We start from the raw sequence: 16222 nt of genomic DNA on the forward strand, positions 1-16222 counted from the left end.
TGCCGCGGCACACGGTACGACGCAGACCACCGACGCTCACTCCCGCTCACCAGAACACCCTTGAACACACTCCAGCGGCAGCAGCTCCGAACCCCCTGATCGGTGTCCCCATCTACGCGATCTTCGATCCCCGTACCGGGACGGGCGCCGTCCTCACCGACATCCATCCCACCCCCGACGGCCCCCGCTACGCCACCCGCAAGGACTTCGTCTACGGCGAGGACGTCACCATCGGTGACTGGACCATCCCCACCGAGAACCTCCCCCGCTACATCCGCTGATCACCGCACGGCCGAAGCCCCCGCCGCCTCCGCCTTCTCCAGCCAGTCCAGGTACCAGCGGGCGAACGTCGTCGGCGTGCCGTCCGGGGCACGGAGAGGTTCGAGGTCCGCGTCGTCGCAGCGGGGGTCGGACCAGACCGTGCCGCGGTGGACGCCGGTGACGACGAGCCACTCGCGTCGGGCGCAGCCCAGGTGGCAGATCGGTATCGCTCCGGCCGTGCGCTCGGGGGCGAACAGCGGGCCGTCGTACCAGCGTTCCTGCCACGCCTCGTACGCCTCGTCGAAGGCGTCGATGTCCTCGAAGGACTCCTCGTCGGGCTGTTCGGCGAGGAGGGCGTCGACGATCTCGGGGTCCGGGCCGCGCTCGGGGAACGGCCGGGCCAGCAGCGTCAGGTCGGCGAGGTCCGCGCCGTCTCCCTCCCAGCGCCAGCCGCCGTCCACCCGCCGGACCGGGAAGACGCCGTACGACGGGCCCGCGCCGCCCGCGCCGACCCGGGTGAGGAACGTCCGGTAGTCCTCCGGCAGCCGTACGCCCACCTGCGCCTCCAGGTCGGCCAGCTCGGCTTCGGTCAGAGGTTCGTCCAGGGCCCAGCCGTGCCCGTACGCCCCGAACACCTCGCGGCTCGCCTCGCGGGAGCCCAACTCCGTGACGCGCCGCCGCACGCCCGCCCATGTCTCGTCGACCATGCCCCGACCGTACGTCCCCCACTGACAACGGGCCCCGCGGGCATTCACTTCTCCAGTGCCGCCCGCAGCTCCCCCCGTTTCCTGATCCCCAACTTCCGGTAGGTGCTGGTGAGATGGGTCTCGACCGTGCGCCGCGCCACGTGCAGGGCCTGCGCTATCTCCGTGTTCGTACGGCCGTCCGCCGCCAGTTCGGCGATCCGGCGCTCGCTGCCGGTCAGCGCGGCGGACCCGGTGTGGGCGGGGGTGGAGCGGCGGGCTCCGGCGGTGCGCAGGGCCTCCTCGGCGTAGGCCAGCAGCCGTACGCTGCCGAGCCGTTCGGCGCGTTCGGCGCCCTCGCGGAGATGGTCCCGGCCCCGGGTCCGCTCGCCGGAGGCGATCAGCTGGAACCCGTGCGCGAGGAGCGAGGCCACGAACTCGGCCTCGGCCGGGGAGTCCCGCAGCACGGTCACCGCCTCCTCGCCGAGTTCCAGCCCGCGCCGCCCCCGGGTGGCCCGGCCCAGCACGCGCAACGCGCGCCCCACCGTGCGCGGGGTGTTCCAGACGCGGGCCAGTCGCAGTTCCTCCTCGGCCAGGACCAGCGCCTCCTGGGGGCTGCCGAGGGCCAGCCGGCACTCCGCGGCCGCCGTCCGCCACGGGGTGACGACCGGGCTGAGGACCGCGCGGGCGGACTGGCGGCGTCCGCACTCCAGGAAGTCGTGCAGGGCGCCGGTGACGTCCCCCTCGGTGAACCGCAGGACGCCCCGCGCGTACAGGAAGCGGTTCAGCTCCCAGCTGTCGCCGGCCCCGCCGAGGTCGAAGCCGTCGGCCAGCCGCCGGGCCTCCTCGGTGCGGCCGGTCTCCACGAGCGCGAGCAGGGCGTGCGCGTCGGCGTTGGCGGGGCCGGTGTGCCGGGCGGGGCCGGCGGGACGGGCGGCGAGCAGGACGTCGTACGCGCCCCGGGCGGCGGCGATGTCGAGGCGGACGTCCAGCAGGGCCTGTTCCATCGGGTGCAGCAAGGACGGCCGCTGCCCGGCGAGGCCGCGTTCCACGAGTCGTTCCGCGTCGTCGAGCTGGTCGGCCCACTGGGCGACGGCGGCGGCCGTACCCAGCAGGAAGGGTTCCGCGAGCGGATCGGAGGGTTCCGTCAGCAGGGTGCGCAACCGCCGCATCGCGTCCTGCGCCGAACTGTCCCCGGCCGTCGCCGCGTACCGCACGAGCAGCGCCTGGCCGGAGGCGCCGACGAGTTCCGGGGTGCGTTCGGCGGTGTCGGCGAGCCAGCGGTACGCCTCCCGGCGGGCGGTCTGGTCCTGGTCGGAGAGGAGCGCGGACGCGGTCTGCACGGTACGGGCCAGCTCGGGGTGGCCGGCCAGCCGGCCCTCCAGGCGGCGCAGCACCTCCATCGCCGTACGGACCTCGCCGAGGCCCGCGAGGGCGGTGCCGAGCGCGATCGCGGTACGGACCCGGTCGCGGGGTTCGGCGGGCAGGTCGAGTGCCTCGGCGAGCCGGGGTATGCCGGCCGGGGCGTCGGCGGAGACGTACTCGAGCGAGCCCAGCTCGGTCAGCAGGCGCTGGCGCAGATCGTCGGGGACCGGCTCCTGGAGGGCGCGGCGCAGGTATCCGACGGCGGCGTCGGGGCGGGCGTCGCGCAGGGCGGCCGTCACGGCGTCGCGCAGCACGCGCAGCGCCCAGGGCAGGCCGACGGGCCCGCTGTCCAGCAGTTGCCGGGCGACGGCCTCGGCCCGGTCGCCTCGGCGCAGCATCGCCTCGGCGACCGCCCGGTGCGCCTCCTGCCGCCGGGCGGCGGGCCAGCCGGCGAGTACGGCGTCCCGCAGCAGCGGGTGCGCGTAACGGGGCCGCCCGGCGTGGTCCGGCCGCAGCACCCCGAGCCGCGCCATCGCGGTCACCCACCCGGCGACCCGCGCCGGATCGGCCCCACAGGCGTCGGCGACGAGCGCGGCGTCGTGGGCGGCGGCGCGGGGGTCGATGCGGGGGGCTGTGCGGGGGAGGATCCGGGGCTCGGCGGGCCCGCCCGCATACGGCTCGGCGGGCCCGCCCGCATACGGCTCGGCGGGCCCGCCCGCGTGGGTGGCCAGTGTTCGGGCCACCTCTGCCGTCTCCGGGCCCGCAGTGTCCAGCCACCAGGAGACGGCGGCCGGGTAGGAGCCGGGGTACAGCGCGGCGGACGTCTCCGGTACGGCGGTCGGGGGCGGGGCGCCGCCGAGGTCGTCGAGGAGGGCGTGCAGGAGCAGGGGGCTGCCCGCGCCGGCGCGCACCAGGTCGGCCGTCCACCGGGCGGAGGCCGCGGGGAAGGCGGCCCGGACCACGTCGGCGGAGGCCTCGTCGGTGAGCGGGGCGAGGGTGTGGGTGCGGACCAGGGACGGGGAGAGGGCGTGGGTGAGGCCGGCGGGCCCCGGGGCGATGTCGTACTGGCTGCGCTCGGTGGCCACCAGGAGTACCGGTAATCGGTCGACGCGCCGGGCGGCCTCCACGAACCAGCGGCGCGACGCGTCGTCGGCCAGGTCGACGTCGTCCACGGCGACCATCAGCGGGCCCTCGGCGGCGTACGACCGCAGCAGCCGCCACAGGCGGGCCGCGCTCCCCCGGTCGTCCAGGCCGGGCGCCACGTCCGCGAACTCCGGTACGGGGCCGAGGAGATGGAGGACCGCGGAGAAGGGGACGGCGGTGTCCTCGGGGGAGCAGCGGGCGCGCAGCACCCGCAGCCCGCGCTCCGCCGCCCGCGCGACCACGCTCTCCAGCAGGGCGGACCGGCCGGTGCCCGTGGCCCCGCGCAGCAGGACGAGCCGCCCGCTGCCGGCCAGGGCGCGCTCGGCCTCGGCGTCGAGCAGCCTGTGCGCGTCGTGGCGTTCCCGCAGCGGTCCGGTCATCTCTGCCTCCTGCTGTCGGAAGTTCCTGGTACGGACGTCCGTGATGTGGACGTGCCGGGTGTGGGCGTGCCCGGTACGGGCGTCCCTGGTGTGGACGTGCCTGCTGAGGACGACGGCGAATCGGGCACCGCCGTCCCTGTGGCGAGGCTCACGATCCCTCGCCCACGACCCCCGTGAACCCTTCTGACCTGCGGTGACGTGCGGACACCGTGGTGCCGTGGCCGCTGCTCTCGTGGTCCTCCTCGTGGTGCTCCACGATTGCCGCCACCCCACGGTTCGCAGAAGTCTGAATCCGACCCACCCGCCACCGGTCCCCGCCGGCCGGCGGGCCCATGACCCTGGGGGAATCGGTTGCTCAGCTCACCCCGGACACCGGACACCGGCACCACGACAGCCCGCCGGCGCATTCCCGTGTCCGTCCAGGCCCCGGACCCCATCTCCCGCGAGGGCGCCGTCAGCCAGCTGCGCGGACGGCCGGAGATCGAGGTCCGCGAGGACCCCGCGGCCGCCGGCACGGTCGCGCTGCTCATCGAGGACACGCTCGACGAGGCGGCGCTCGGCCGGCTCAGGCGGATCGCGCGCGGTGAGGGCACCCGTGCGGTGCTCGTCGTCGGCACCATCCGCGAGACGGAACTGCTGGACGTCATCGAATGCGGCGTCGGGGCGATCGTCTGGCGCCGCGAGGCCACCGCGCACCGGCTGGTGCAGGCGGTGCTGGCGGCCGCGCGCGGCGACGGTGACCTGCCCGCCGATCTGCTCGGCCGGCTGATCAGCCAGGTCGGCACCCTGCACCGGGGCGCGGTCGGCCGGCCGGGCGCGCCCTCGCTGGGCCTCGCGCCACGGGAGGTGGACGTCCTGCGGCTGGTCGCCGAGGGCCTGGACACCGGAGAGATCGCCAGCAAGCTGTCCTACTCGGAACGGACCGTCAAGAACGTGATGCACGGACTCACGACCCGCCTGCATCTGCGCAACCGGGCGCATGCCGTGGCATATGCCCTCCGGGAAGGCTACATCTGACCGAACGGGCACTCGAAGGCGGACACGCGGGCAGCGTGTCGTGCCCGGTCCCCGACCCCGGCACGCCTCTCCCACCCGGGGCGCCCCGGGCACGATCGACGAACGGCTTTCCGGGCAAGGCAGTTGAGGAGCGCGACGGTGATCCACGAGGTCGACGAGGTCCTCAAGGGACTGCTCGGCGGCGGCGCCCTGACCGGCTCCGACATCGACGTCTCCTTCGAGGCCCCCACCCGCGACTGGGCGGCCCGCCGCAACGCCCCCGTCGTCAACGCCTACTTGTACGACATCCGGGAGGACGTGTCCCGCCGCCAGCGCGGCCAGATCGCGGTGCGCGACCAACGGGACGTAGTGGTGAAACGCCGTCAGCCGCCGCGCTGGTTCCGGCTGTCGTACCTGGTGACCGCGTGGACGAAGACCCCACAGGACGAACACCGGCTGCTGTCCGCCGTGCTGGCGAACCTGCTGCCCCGTGAGCTGCTCTCCCCCGAGGAACTTCCCGGCCTGCTCGGCGCGTTGGGGCTCTCGGTGCCGGTGAACGTGGCCGGGGTGCAGACCGAGTCCCGCTCCCTCGCCGAGATCTGGTCCGCCCTGGGCGGCGAGCTGAAGCCCTCCCTGGACCTGGTGATCACGGCGCCCTTCCCGGCGTACCCGGAGTACGACGCCGGGCCGCCGGTCACCGAGGGCGCGGCGGTCCGCGTCCGCGGCATGGACGACGACCCGCCGCAGGACGGCGAGCGCGCGCACCGGCCGCACCAGGTGGCCGCGGCCCGCGCCGCCCGCGAGGACCGCCGGTGACCGACGCGCTGCTCACCCGGCTCGCCGCCCTGCGCGACCGGGTCGCCGTCCTGGTCGACCACCGCGCCACGGGCGACCCGACGGCCGACGACCCGCTGCGGGGGCTGTACCTGTCCGAGGAGGCGGTACGGCATCTGCTGGGCCGAACGGCGGCCGGGTCGCCCGTGGCGGACCTCCCGCCGACCGGCCCCGCCGGCCCCGTCGGCCCCGCTGTGGGCGACCCCGTCACCGCGCTCGCCGAGCGCCTCCCCCTCACCGACCTGGACGTCACCGTCCTGCTCATCGCCCTGGCCCCGGACCTGGACCGCACCTTCGAGCCGCTCTACGGCTACCTCAACGACGACGTGAGCCGGCGCCGGGCGACCGTCGGACTCGCCCTCGACCTGTGCGGGGTGCCCGCGCACCTCGCCCCGGCCCGCGCCCGATTCCACCCCTCGGCACCGCTGTGCGCGCTCGGCCTGCTGGAGGTCGAGGAGCCCGAACGGCCCTTCCTGTCCCGCTCGTTGCGCGTCCCGGACCGGCTGCTCGCCCACCTCCTGGGCGACGACACCCCGGACGCCGCGCTGCACGGCCATCTCGGTCCGCTCCCGCAGCCGCTCCCGCAGCCGCAGCCACAGCCGCTCCCGGCCGACGAGGACGACGGGACCGCCGTCTTCGTCCAGCGGCTGGCCAAGCGACTGCTGGACGGCCCCCTCACCGCCTACCTCCGCGAGCACCGCGAGGGCGACGGCCTGGCCGCCCTGGCCACCGCCCTGCACGCGGCCGGCCTGCCGGCGCTGCGCTTCACCGGCCCCGCCGACCGCGTCCCCGACCTCCTGCGCGAGGCACGCCTCGGCGGGCGGGCCGTCGTCCTGTCCGGCCTCCCGGACCAGCCGGGCCCGATGGTGGCCGAGCTGACGGCCGCGACGGACGTGACCGTCCTCCTCACCGACCCCCGCCCCTACGACCCGCACTGGTCCCCGTACGACCCGCTGGTCGTGGAGGCCCCACGGCGCCGGGCGGGCGGAACGGAAGCGTGGACGACGGCGTTCGGCACCACCGAACGGCCGGATGCCGAACCAGGCCTCCCCATGGAAGGCCTCCCCATGGAAGGCCTCCCCACGGACGGCCTCGGCCCGAACAACATCGGCCCGGACAGCCTCGGCCGCCTGGGCTTCGACCTGGCCACCGCCGTCGCCCCCTACCGCCTCGGCGGCGACCGTGCCCAGCGCGCCGCGCACGCCGCCCGTGCCCTCGCCGCCTTCGAGGGCACCCCGCTCACCGCGGACCACGTACGGCTGGCCGCCCGCCAGCAGTCGGCGTCCGGGCTGGAGCGGCACGCCCGCCGGATCCGTCCCGCCGTCGGCTGGGAGGATCTCGTGCTGCCCGAGCGCCCCCTCGCCCAGCTCCACGAGCTGGCCCTGCGCGCCCGGCACCGCGACCGGGTCCTGGGCGACTGGCGGCTCAGCGCGGGCGGCGGCCGGGGCCGGGGCGTGCTGGGCCTGTTCGCGGGCGAGTCCGGCACCGGGAAGACGCTGTCCGCCGAGGTCGTGGCCGCCGAACTCGGCCTCGACCTCTACGTCGTCCAGCTCTCCTCCGTCGTCGACAAGTACGTCGGCGAGACCGAGAAGAACCTCGAACGCATCTTCACCGAGGCGGACCGCACCGACAGCGTGCTGCTCTTCGACGAGGCCGACGCCGTGTTCGGCAAGCGGTCGGAGGTGAAGGACTCGCACGACCGGTACGCCAACATGGAGAGCGCCTACCTGCTCCAGCGCCTGGAGTCCTTCGACGGCATCGCGCTGCTCACCACCAACCTGCGCGCCAACATCGACGAGGCGTTCACCCGCCGGCTCGACCTGGTGGTGGACTTCCCGTTCCCGGACCCGGAGCAGCGGCTGGCGCTGTGGCGGCACGGGCTGGCCCATGTGCCGTGCGAGCGGGGCGTGGAACCCGGCCCGCTCGCCCGGGAGTTCGAGCTGGCGGGCGGTTCGATCCGCAGCGCGGTGGTCACCGCCGCCTACCTGGCCGCCGGACGGGGCGCGCCGGTGGGCGACGGCGACCTGTTGGAGGGGGCCCGCCGCGAGTACCGCAAAGCGGGCCGCCTGGTGCCGGGAGAGGCGACCTGGTGAGCCGCTCGGCCGCCTCGCCCAGTGGCCTTATCCCTTGCGCCACTTCTGGTTCGGGGTGCCCGAGCACGTCCACAGCTGGAGCTTCGCGCCGTTGCCGGTGCCGTTGTCCTTGACGTCCACGCACTTGTCGGCCTGCGGGTTGACCAGGTCACCGGCCTGGCTCAGCACGAACTGCTGGGCGGGGTTGCCGCTGCACCGGGCCAGCTGGATGACCGCGCCGTCCTCGCGCGAGCCCCAGGCGACGTCCATGCACATCCCGACGGACCGTACGGTGCCGTCGCCCCGGAAGTCCCACTTCTGGTTGGCGGATCCGGCGCAGTCCCAGATCTGGAGCGGGGTGCCGTCCTTGCCCTTGCCGTTCTGGGCGTCGGGGACGTCGACGCAGCGGTTGGACGCCTGGCCGATGATCAGGTCGCCGACCGGCTCGGGTTCCTCCTCCTCGTCGTCGGAGCCGCCGCCACCGCCGCCGCCCGAGGTGGAGGAGCCGCCGGAACCGCCCGAGCCGGACCCGGAGCCCGAGTCCGATCCGCCGGTGTCGTCCTGCTGGGGCGGCGTGGAGGGGGTCTCGACGTCGGGGAGGGCCTCGGCGGAGGCGTCCGGCTTTTGCGCGGACGGTGCCGACACGACGGGGCTGGGCAGCGCGGTGCTGCCGGCCTGCGTGAGCTTCTCCGAGGCGCGGGTGCCGACCGACGGCTTGTACGTCAGCCAGATCATGACGAACGCGAGCGCCAGCGCGAGGGAGATGCTCAGGGCGGTCGCCAGCCATCTCGGCAGGAACCCGCGCTGCACGAACGTGCCGTCCACCGACAGCGGCACCGCGCCCGAGCGCTGCACGTTCAGCGCGTAGGGCCGCTGTTCCTTCGACCCGAACCAGATGATCTGCCGGGGCCGCAGGGTGGTGTCCACGAACACCGCCCGGCCCGGCTCGATCTGCACATTGCCGGGCCGGAAGTCGTACGCCAGGTTGTCGCCCATGTCGGAGCCGGCGACGGACGCGGTGAGACGGGTGTTGCCGAGGTTGTCGATGGCGAGCCGCGGCCGGCCCCGCAAGCGGCCCTTGACGGTCGGCGGGACCAGCTCCGCGCGCACCTCCGTGAAGGGGGTGACGGTCAGGTTGCCCTCGGGGACGGTGACCGCGTCCGGGTGCTCGGTCGGCGTGATCCGGACCGCGTACGGGTGGGGTCCCGCCGTGGCGTCCGGGGTGCGGGGCGGGGCGAAGGTCAGCTCGACGGTGCCCGTCGTCCCCGGGTAGAGCCGCAGCGTCGGCGGCTCCACCGTCGTCCAGGGCGCCACGCTCCCCACCGGCTCGAAGCGGTACTCGTCGACGACGTCACCGGTGTTGCGCACCCGCAGCCGGACGGTCGTGCCGCCGCCGGGGTCCACGGTCGCGGCCACTGGTTCAAGAGAAGTCCACAGGCTCACGCACCGACGCTACGGCGAGGGCGGCGGCCGAGGTCAGAGGCCACGGGGCAGAGCGGGTGCCCGGCAGGACCGGACCGGCTTGCCCTCCCGGCCGAACGTGCCCCCGGGGTCCTTCGTCGGACGCACTCCCCCGTGGGGCTCACCGGCGTCCAGTCCGACGCGCCTTTCGCGTCGACCGCCCGCACCTGGTGGCACTGCCTCTCCGCCGGCTGACCGGTGAAGGTGAACGGGGTGCTGTTCGGACCCACGCTCACGCTCGTGTTGAGGGTGCTGTTGCGACCTGGTAGCTCGTCTCGTCGGTCGCGGTGTCCTCCCAGACCACCCGTACCCGGGAAGGATCCCCGGCGAGCCTGGTGGCGACCACGCCCGACACCTCGGCGGGACGCCCGGCCCCCAGTCCGGGACCGGTGGTGTGTTTCAGGCTGACGCCGAGCGGCCGCTCAGGGGTTTCACACGGTGAACCGGACCGCTTCCAGCTGGAGTTTGTCCCCCATGGGGCTGCCGCCGTACTTCCAGCCGCCCGGTTCGGTGCAGCCCACGCCCAGCCAGCCCCGGTCCTTGATGTGCGGGTTGAAGCAGACCGCGCCGTCCGGGGTCTTGATCGTGAAGCCCTGAAGCGGCGAGAGCGCCTCCTTGGTGCTGCCGATGTACATGTCGACCCCGTCGGCGGCGTTCGACCACTTGTCGCCCGTGTACCAGCCCTCGTTGACATGTGCGCCGTTGCCCGTGACCCCGCCGGTCGCCACCGTGGCGATGTTCAGCGCCTTGATGGGCAGGCTCTGGCCGGTCGTGCCCGCGATCGCGCCGTCGCACACCGGGGCCTGCCAGCCCTGGTCCGCCACGTACGCGCGGTAGCAGATGTGCCGGCCGTCGCTGCGCGCGGCGAGCTTCTGCACGGCGTCGGCGGCCGTCTCCGGCTCCGGCGCCGCGTCCTCCTCGGCCGCGCCGTCGTCGCCGCCGCCCGAGCCGCCGCCGTCCCCGCTACCCGCCGTGTCCCCGCCGCTGTCCGCGGGGGCCGACGGCAGGGCGGGCTCACTGGCGGCGGGCGCCGAGGGCGCGCTCGGCGCGGGCGCCGAGGGGGTGGGCAGCGCGGTGGCCTCCGCCTGCGCGGCCTTCTCCGTCGCGAGGGTGCGCACCTGCGGCTTGTACGCCAGCCAGATCATGACGAAGGCGATCGTCAGCGCGAGGGAGATGCTCAGCGCGGTCGCCAGCCACCTCGGCAGGAACCCGCGCTGCACGAACGTCCCGTCCACCGCCAGCGGCTGCGCCCCCGACCGGCGCACGGTCAGGCTGTACGGCTGCTCCTCCTTCGACCCGAACCAGATGATCTGCCGGGGCCGCAGCGTGGTGTCCACGAACACCGCCCGGCCCGGCTCGATCTGCACACTGCCCGGCTGGAGTTCGTACGACAGCCGGTCACCGTTGTCGCTGCCGCTGAGGGAGGCGGTGACGCGGGTGTTGCCGACGTTGTCGATGGCGAGCCGCGGCCGGCCCCGGAAGCGGCCCTTGACGGTCGGCGGTACGAGTTCGGCGCGTACCTCCGTGAACGGGGTGACCGTCAGGTTGCCCTCGGGGACCGTGACCGCGTCCGGGTGCTCGGTCGGCGTGATCCGGACCGCGTACCGGGTGGGACCCGCGGCCGCGTCCGGGGTGCGGGGCGGGGCGAAGGTCAGCTCGACCGTGCCCGTCGTCCCCGGGTACAGCCGCAGCGTCGGCGGCTCCACCGTCGTCCAGGCGGCGACGGGGCCGACGGGTTCGAAGCGGTACTCGTCGACGACGTCACCGGTGTTGCGCACCCGCAGCCGGACCGTCGTCCGGCTGCCCGGATCGACGGTGGCGGAGGCTGGTTCGAGGGAGGTCCACATCAGTCAAGGTCCAGGTGGCTCGGCAGTCGACGGCTGGTGATCCAGCCGTACCGGAGCCGGCGGGCGCGGCGGAAGGACCGCGGGGGCAGTCTCGGGGGCAACCCGCCCACCTCGCCCGTCCGCGACCGCGGCCGTCCTGCCCCTGCGGGCAGCGGCCATGCCCCCGGACGTGCACCGCGGGACGTTTCGGGGACGCGCTTCGCGCGTGACGGTGAGAGATGTCCTGACGCGTACCCCGAGGAGAGCACAGCATGCCGTCCTACCTGTCGCCCGGCGTATACGTCGAGGAGGTGGCCAGCGGCTCCCGCCCGATCGAGGGAGTGGGCACCTCGGTCGCGGCCTTCGTCGGGCTCGCCCCGACCGGCCCGCTCAACGAGCCGACCCTGGTGACCAACTGGACCCAGTACGTGGCGGCCTTCGGTGACTTCACCGACGGGTACTACCTCGCGCACTCCGTCTACGGCTTCTTCAACAACGGCGGTTCGGCCGCCTACGTCGTCCGGGTGGGCGGTTCCCCGGCGGGCGCGGCCGGTGACACCAAGTCCCCGGCGGCGGTGGGCGCTTCCGCCGCGCCCGCCGCGCTGCCGGCCGGTGAGCCCCGGCAGCTCGGCACGTTCGCCGTGACGGCCGTGGCGCCCGGCGACCTGAGCGTGGAGGTCGCGGACGCGGAGGGCGAGGGCCCCGCCGAGCGGTTCAAGCTGATCGTCAAGGACGGCGACCGGGCGGTCGAGACGTTCGACGTGTCCGCGAAGAAGGGCAACCGCGCCTACGTCGTCACCCAGGTCAAGGAGCGGTCCAAGCTCATCACCGTGGCCGAGGCCGCGCCCGCCGCGCAGCTGGCCCGCCCGGAGAACCAGACGGTCGCCCTGCCGGCCGCGTCGGCCGCCGCCGCGCCCGCCGTCCCCGCCTCGGACGAGGCCGCCTCGGTCGGCCCGGCCCAGTACCTGGGCGACAGCGCCGACCGCACCGGCTTCGGTGGCCTGGAGGCCGTCGACGAGGTGTCCATGGTCGCGGTGCCCGACCTGATGGCCGCCTACCAGCGCGGCGCGATCGACCTGGAGGCCGTCAAGGCCGTCCAGCTCGGCCTGATCGCGCACTGCGAGCTGATGGGCGACCGCGTCGCGATCATCGACCCGCCGCCCGGCCTGAACGCCCGCCAGATCCGCGTCTGGCGCCAGGAGACGGCCGGTTACGACTCCAAGTACGCCGCCCTGTACTACCCGTGGATCAAGTCCTTCGACCCGGCCGTCGGCCAGTCCCGGCTGGTCCCGCCGAGCGGCCACATCGCCGGCGTCTGGGCCCGCAACGACTTCGAACGCGGTGTGCACAAGGCCCCCGCGAACGAGGTCATCCGGGGCGCGGTGGACCTGGAGATCCAGATCACCCGCGGCGAGCAGGACCTGCTCAACCCGATCGGCGTGAACTGCATCCGGGCGTTCCCGGGCCGCGGCATCCGCGTCTGGGGCGCCCGCACGCTGGCCTCCGACCCGGCGTGGCGCTACCTGAACGTCCGCCGGTACTTCAACTACCTGGAGGAGTCGATCCTGATCGGCACCCAGTGGGTGGTGTTCGAGCCGAACGACCACGCGCTGTGGGCCCGGATCCGGCGCAACGTCTCCGCGTTCCTCGTCAACGAGTGGCGCGCGGGCGCCCTGTTCGGCGCCCGGCCCGAGGAGGCGTTCTACGTCAAGTGCGACGAGGAGACCAACCCGCCGGAGTCGGTCGACGTCGGCCGGGTGGTGTGCGAGATCGGCATCGCGCCGGTCAAGCCGGCCGAGTTCGTGATCTTCCGGCTGGCGCAGTTCTCCAGCGGGAGCGGGGAGCTGGAGGAGTAGCCCACCTCCGTCCGCCGGTACCTCCCCTCAACCCACGTAGAAGGAAAGCCAGATGAGTCTCCAGCCGGGTGACGCCCTCACTTCGCACAATTTCGGCCTCCAGATCGACGGCGTGATGGTCGAGTACCTCGCCGAGGTCAGCGGCCTCAGCCTCGAACAGGACGTCATCGAGTACCAGCAGGTCTCCGCGCAGGGCAAGCCGGTCACCAAGAAGCTGCCGGGCGTGAAGAAGGCGGGCACCTGCACGGTCGTACGCGGTATGACCCAGTCCGCCGCGTTCAACCAGTGGATCACCGAGTCGATCAACGGCGTGATGGGCACGGCCCGCAAGAACGCCACGATCATGGTGATGGATTATCAGAACAATCCGGTCAAGCGGTACAACATGCGCAACGCCTGGTGCAGCAAGATCGACACCAGCACCGTGAAGGCGGGCGAGGCGTCGGCGCTGACCGAGACCGTGACGATCACGTTCGAAGAACTGGTCATCGAGTAATGCGGCGTACGGCGGTGCGGGGGCCGGTGGCGGGCGCGGAGCAGCCTCAGGAGGCGGCTCCGCTCCCGTCGCCGGAGCCCGCGCCCGCACCCGCGCCGGCCCCGGTGCGACAGCGGCTGCAGACGGAGTTCCCCTTCGAGCTGCCGCGCGGCTACGTCGACGAGGCGGGCACGGTCCACAGCGACGGCGTGATGCGCCTCGCGACGGCGCGGGACGAACTGGTCCCGCTCCGGGACATCCGCGTCCAGGAGAACCCGGCGTACCTGTCGGTGGTCCTGCTGGGCCGGGTCATCACCCGCCTCGGCACGCTGCCCCTGGTGCACGACGGGGTGGTGGAGAACATGTTCGCCTCCGACCTGGCGTTCCTTCAGGACTTCTACCGCCAGATCAACGCCGAGGGCCACACCCGCGCCTCGGTGGAGTGCCCGCACTGCGCGGAGCCCTTCGAGGTGGAACTGGGCGGGAGCCGCCTGGGGGAATCGTGACGTACGCGACCGACCGAATGCACGAGGAGATCGCGTACGTCGCCTACCACTTCCACTGGCCCCTGGACGACATCCTCGACCTCGAACACCACGACCGCCGCCGCTACACCGGGCACATCGCGTCACTGGTGACACGGGGCGGGGCGGAGGGTTGACGTGGGGTTTCTGGATCGGTTGAGGGGCCGGGGAGCGGCTTCGGGGTCGGCTTCGGCGGGGGCTGGGGTTGAGGCTGCGGTTGGGGTCGGTGGTCGTGCCGGGGCCGGTGCGCGCACGGAGGTGAGCGGGGAGGGCGGGGAGTCACGTCCGGCGGTGGTGGCCGCGTGGACCGGGCTGCCGCCCATCCAGCGGGCGGTGGGCGGAACGACGGCGGCGGGGGTCGCCGACGCGGGGTTCGGCGGGCGGCTCGCCACCTGGCAGAACCCGTCCTTCACCAGGACGCACGCACACACCGTCCTCGGCGACGGCCCGTCCGGCCGCATGGGCGACCTGCTGGCCGCACCGGCCCGAACGCAGACGTCACCGGTGCCCTCCGCGCCGCCGACCGCTCCCCCCACTCCCCCGGCTGCGCAGCCGCTGACGATGCCGTCGTATGCGGGACCGTCGACAGCGAGGCCCTCCCACGGCGGGCCGCCCCACGGCGGGCCGTCCGCAGGGGCGTCGACCTACGCTCGGCCGTCGGCTGCGACGCCGTCGTACGGCGGATCGTCGGCAGCGGCGCCGGCACCGGCCAGGTCGGTGACGCCTCTGCAGACCCGGGCGGTGAGGCCTGGGGCTGGTCGGGCGGGGGCGGCTGTGGCTGGTCGGACGGGGGCGCCTGCGGCTTCGGCTGGTCGGACGGGGGCGCCTGCGGCGGGGGCGGCTTCGGCGGCGCGGCCGGGGGTGGCTGGGCCGCCTCCGGCAGGGTCTCCTTCACCTTCACTGGCGCGGGCGGTGAGGCCGGCTCCGGCTCCGGCAGGGTCTCCTTCACCGGCGCGGGCGGTGGCCCCTGCGCCTGCCCGGGCGGACGCTCCTTCACAGATCCGAGCGGGGGCTTCCTCGTCCGCCCGGACAGTGGCGCTTGCCCCAGCCCGGACCATGGCCCCTTCGCCTGCCCAGACGGCGGCTCCTTCACAGGCGGCTCAGGCGGGGGCCTCTTCGTCCACCCGGAGCGGGGCTCCTTCACAAGCCCAGGCGGGGACGCCTTCGCCTGCCAGAACCGGGGCTCCTTCACAGGCCCAGCCGGGGGCTCCCTCGTCCGCCCGGACAGTGGCGCTTGCCCCGGCCCGGACCGTGGCTCCTTCGCCTGCCCAGACGGCGGCTCCTTCACAGGCGGCTCAGGTGGGGGCCTCTTCGTCCACCCGGAGCGGGGCTCCTTCGCAGGCCCAGGCGGGGACGCCTTCGCCTGCCCGAACCGGGGCTCCTTCACAGGCCCAGCCGGGGGCTCCCTCGTCCGCCCGGACGGTGGCGCTTGCCCCGGCACGGACCGTGGCTCCTTCGCTGACCCGGGCGGTGGCACCTCTACCGACTCGGGCGGTGCCTCCCGCGTCGGCTCGGGCGGTGGCTCCTTCACAGAGCCGGGACATGACTCCCCCGTCGGCCCGGACGGGGCCTCCTTCACCGAGCCGCCCGTCGTCGGCCTCCACGCCCTCGGCCGCGGTGCCTGTGCAGACCCGCTCGGCAGGCCCTTCCGCGAGCCGACCTACGACTCCTGCACCGACGCCGACGGCAGCGACTTCCCTGACGCCGACGACGGCACCGTCCCCTACGCCGAGCCCGACGGCGACTTCCCCGACCCAGGCCGCGGTTCCTGTACAGACCCGCCCAGCGGGGTCTTCCGCAACCGGACCAGGGGCTTCTTCCCCGGGCTCGACGGCGCCCCTTTCCCCGGCCCAGTCGCCGAACCCGACGGCGAGCCGGCCGACGGCTCCTACACCGACCCTCCCGGCGGAAACTTCCCCCACCCAGGCCACGGTTCCCGTACAGACCCACCCAGCAGGACCCTCCACAACCCGGCCAGCGACCCCTATCCCGGGCCCGACGGCGACCCCATCCCCGGCCCGGACAGCGGCGACCGCCCCGACCCGGCCGACGCCCCCTGCACAGACCCGCCCGTCGTCGGCTTCCACGCCCCCGGCGGCGGTTCCTGTGCAGACCCGCTCGGCAGGCCCTTCCGCGAGCCGACCTACGGCTCCTGCACCGACGCCGACGGCAGCGACTTCCCTGACCCCGACGGCGGCACCGTCCCCTACGCCGAGCCCGACGGGGACTTCCCCGACCCAGACCCCACGTCCCGTGCAGACCCGCCCAGCGGGACCTGCCGCAACCGGACCAGGGGCCTCTCCCCAGAGCCCGACGTCGACCCCATCACCGGCCCAGTCGCCGAAC

At 74.3% G+C, this 16222-nt stretch carries 11 protein-coding genes and 1 pseudogene; 8 read left to right on the forward strand and 4 right to left on the reverse strand.

Features of this window, described 5'->3' with window-relative positions:
- Positions 1–281 (forward strand): annotated as a pseudogene (locus tag ACZ6D7_RS14385) (hypothetical protein); the annotation flags it as partial.
- On the opposite strand, the gene ACZ6D7_RS14390 reads toward ACZ6D7_RS14385, so the two are convergent.
- Together ACZ6D7_RS14390 and ACZ6D7_RS14395 are read right to left on the reverse strand one after the other, a co-directional pair.
- The gene (locus ACZ6D7_RS14390; protein ID WP_469489455.1) at positions 282–968 is read right to left on the reverse strand and encodes an SMI1/KNR4 family protein; all 687 of its coding nucleotides are present in this window, start codon (positions 966–968) and stop codon (positions 282–284) included.
- A 44-nt stretch (positions 969–1012) separates the two neighbouring features.
- A complete protein-coding gene (locus tag ACZ6D7_RS14395) occupies positions 1013–3832 on the reverse strand; it encodes an AAA family ATPase (protein ID WP_469489458.1) in 2820 nt (939 codons plus the stop codon).
- A 351-nt stretch (positions 3833–4183) separates the two neighbouring features.
- On the opposite strand from ACZ6D7_RS14395, the gene ACZ6D7_RS14400 reads away from it, so the two are divergent.
- The 3 genes from ACZ6D7_RS14400 to ACZ6D7_RS14410 all read left to right on the forward strand — a co-directional run bounded on the left by ACZ6D7_RS14400 (position 4184) and on the right by ACZ6D7_RS14410 (position 7755).
- The gene (locus ACZ6D7_RS14400; RefSeq protein ID WP_469489461.1) at positions 4184–4849 is read left to right on the forward strand and encodes a helix-turn-helix transcriptional regulator; all 666 of its coding nucleotides are present in this window, start codon (positions 4184–4186) and stop codon (positions 4847–4849) included.
- A 138-nt stretch (positions 4850–4987) separates the two neighbouring features.
- Positions 4988–5644, forward strand: a complete 657-nt coding sequence (locus tag ACZ6D7_RS14405) for a Pvc16 family protein (RefSeq protein ID WP_469489464.1) — start codon at positions 4988–4990, stop codon at positions 5642–5644.
- Positions 5641–7755, forward strand: a complete 2115-nt coding sequence (locus ACZ6D7_RS14410) for an ATP-binding protein (protein WP_469489469.1) — start codon at positions 5641–5643, stop codon at positions 7753–7755. Before ACZ6D7_RS14405 ends, ACZ6D7_RS14410 begins: the two co-directional genes overlap by 4 nt.
- A 27-nt stretch (positions 7756–7782) precedes the next feature.
- On the opposite strand, the gene ACZ6D7_RS14415 is transcribed toward ACZ6D7_RS14410, so the two are convergent.
- Both ACZ6D7_RS14415 and ACZ6D7_RS14420 read right to left on the reverse strand, forming a co-directional pair.
- On the reverse strand, positions 7783–9177 hold the full coding sequence (locus ACZ6D7_RS14415; protein WP_469489472.1) for a ricin-type beta-trefoil lectin domain protein: 1395 nt from the start codon (positions 9175–9177) through the stop codon (positions 7783–7785).
- Between the two features lie 449 nt (positions 9178–9626).
- Positions 9627–11042 (reverse strand): hydrolase, encoded by a 1416-nt coding sequence (locus ACZ6D7_RS14420; protein ID WP_469489475.1) that lies wholly within the window; start codon positions 11040–11042, stop codon positions 9627–9629.
- A 251-nt stretch (positions 11043–11293) separates the two neighbouring features.
- Here ACZ6D7_RS14420 and ACZ6D7_RS14425 point away from each other — a divergent pair, with 251 nt between their 5' ends.
- From ACZ6D7_RS14425 to ACZ6D7_RS14440, 4 genes are read left to right on the forward strand one after another with little or no spacing between them, the layout of a single operon-like run.
- Entirely contained in the window at positions 11294–12877 is a 1584-nt protein-coding gene (locus ACZ6D7_RS14425) for a phage tail sheath family protein (RefSeq protein WP_469489478.1), read from the forward strand.
- A 52-nt stretch (positions 12878–12929) separates the two neighbouring features.
- On the forward strand, positions 12930–13373 hold the full coding sequence (locus tag ACZ6D7_RS14430) for a phage tail protein (RefSeq protein ID WP_390659605.1): 444 nt from the start codon (positions 12930–12932) through the stop codon (positions 13371–13373).
- Positions 13373–13858 (forward strand): hypothetical protein, encoded by a 486-nt coding sequence (locus ACZ6D7_RS14435; RefSeq protein WP_469489481.1) that lies wholly within the window; start codon positions 13373–13375, stop codon positions 13856–13858. Before ACZ6D7_RS14430 ends, ACZ6D7_RS14435 begins: the two co-directional genes overlap by 1 nt.
- The gene (locus ACZ6D7_RS14440; protein WP_469489488.1) at positions 13855–14013 is read left to right on the forward strand and encodes a DUF6760 family protein; all 159 of its coding nucleotides are present in this window, start codon (positions 13855–13857) and stop codon (positions 14011–14013) included. The genes ACZ6D7_RS14435 and ACZ6D7_RS14440 overlap by 4 nt, the downstream gene beginning before the upstream one ends.
- The last annotated feature ends 2209 nt before the right edge of the window (positions 14014–16222 follow it).

This window comes from Streptomyces sp. NPDC041784 (assembly GCF_055591025.1).

Bases quoted from the DNA above. Each gene is read 5' to 3' on its own strand.
- ACZ6D7_RS14390 (WP_469489455.1), bottom strand. From the start codon at position 968: ATGGTCGACGAGACATGGGCGGGCGTGCGGCGGCGCGTCACGGAGTTG.
- ACZ6D7_RS14395 (WP_469489458.1), bottom strand. From the start codon at position 3,832: ATGACCGGACCGCTGCGGGAACGCCACGACGCGCACAGGCTGCTCGAC.
- ACZ6D7_RS14420 (WP_469489475.1), bottom strand. From the start codon at position 11,042: ATGTGGACCTCCCTCGAACCAGCCTCCGCCACCGTCGATCCGGGCAGC.
- ACZ6D7_RS14425 (WP_469489478.1), top strand. From the start codon at position 11,294: ATGCCGTCCTACCTGTCGCCCGGCGTATACGTCGAGGAGGTGGCCAGC.
- ACZ6D7_RS14430 (WP_390659605.1), top strand. From the start codon at position 12,930: ATGAGTCTCCAGCCGGGTGACGCCCTCACTTCGCACAATTTCGGCCTC.
- ACZ6D7_RS14435 (WP_469489481.1), top strand. From the start codon at position 13,373: ATGCGGCGTACGGCGGTGCGGGGGCCGGTGGCGGGCGCGGAGCAGCCT.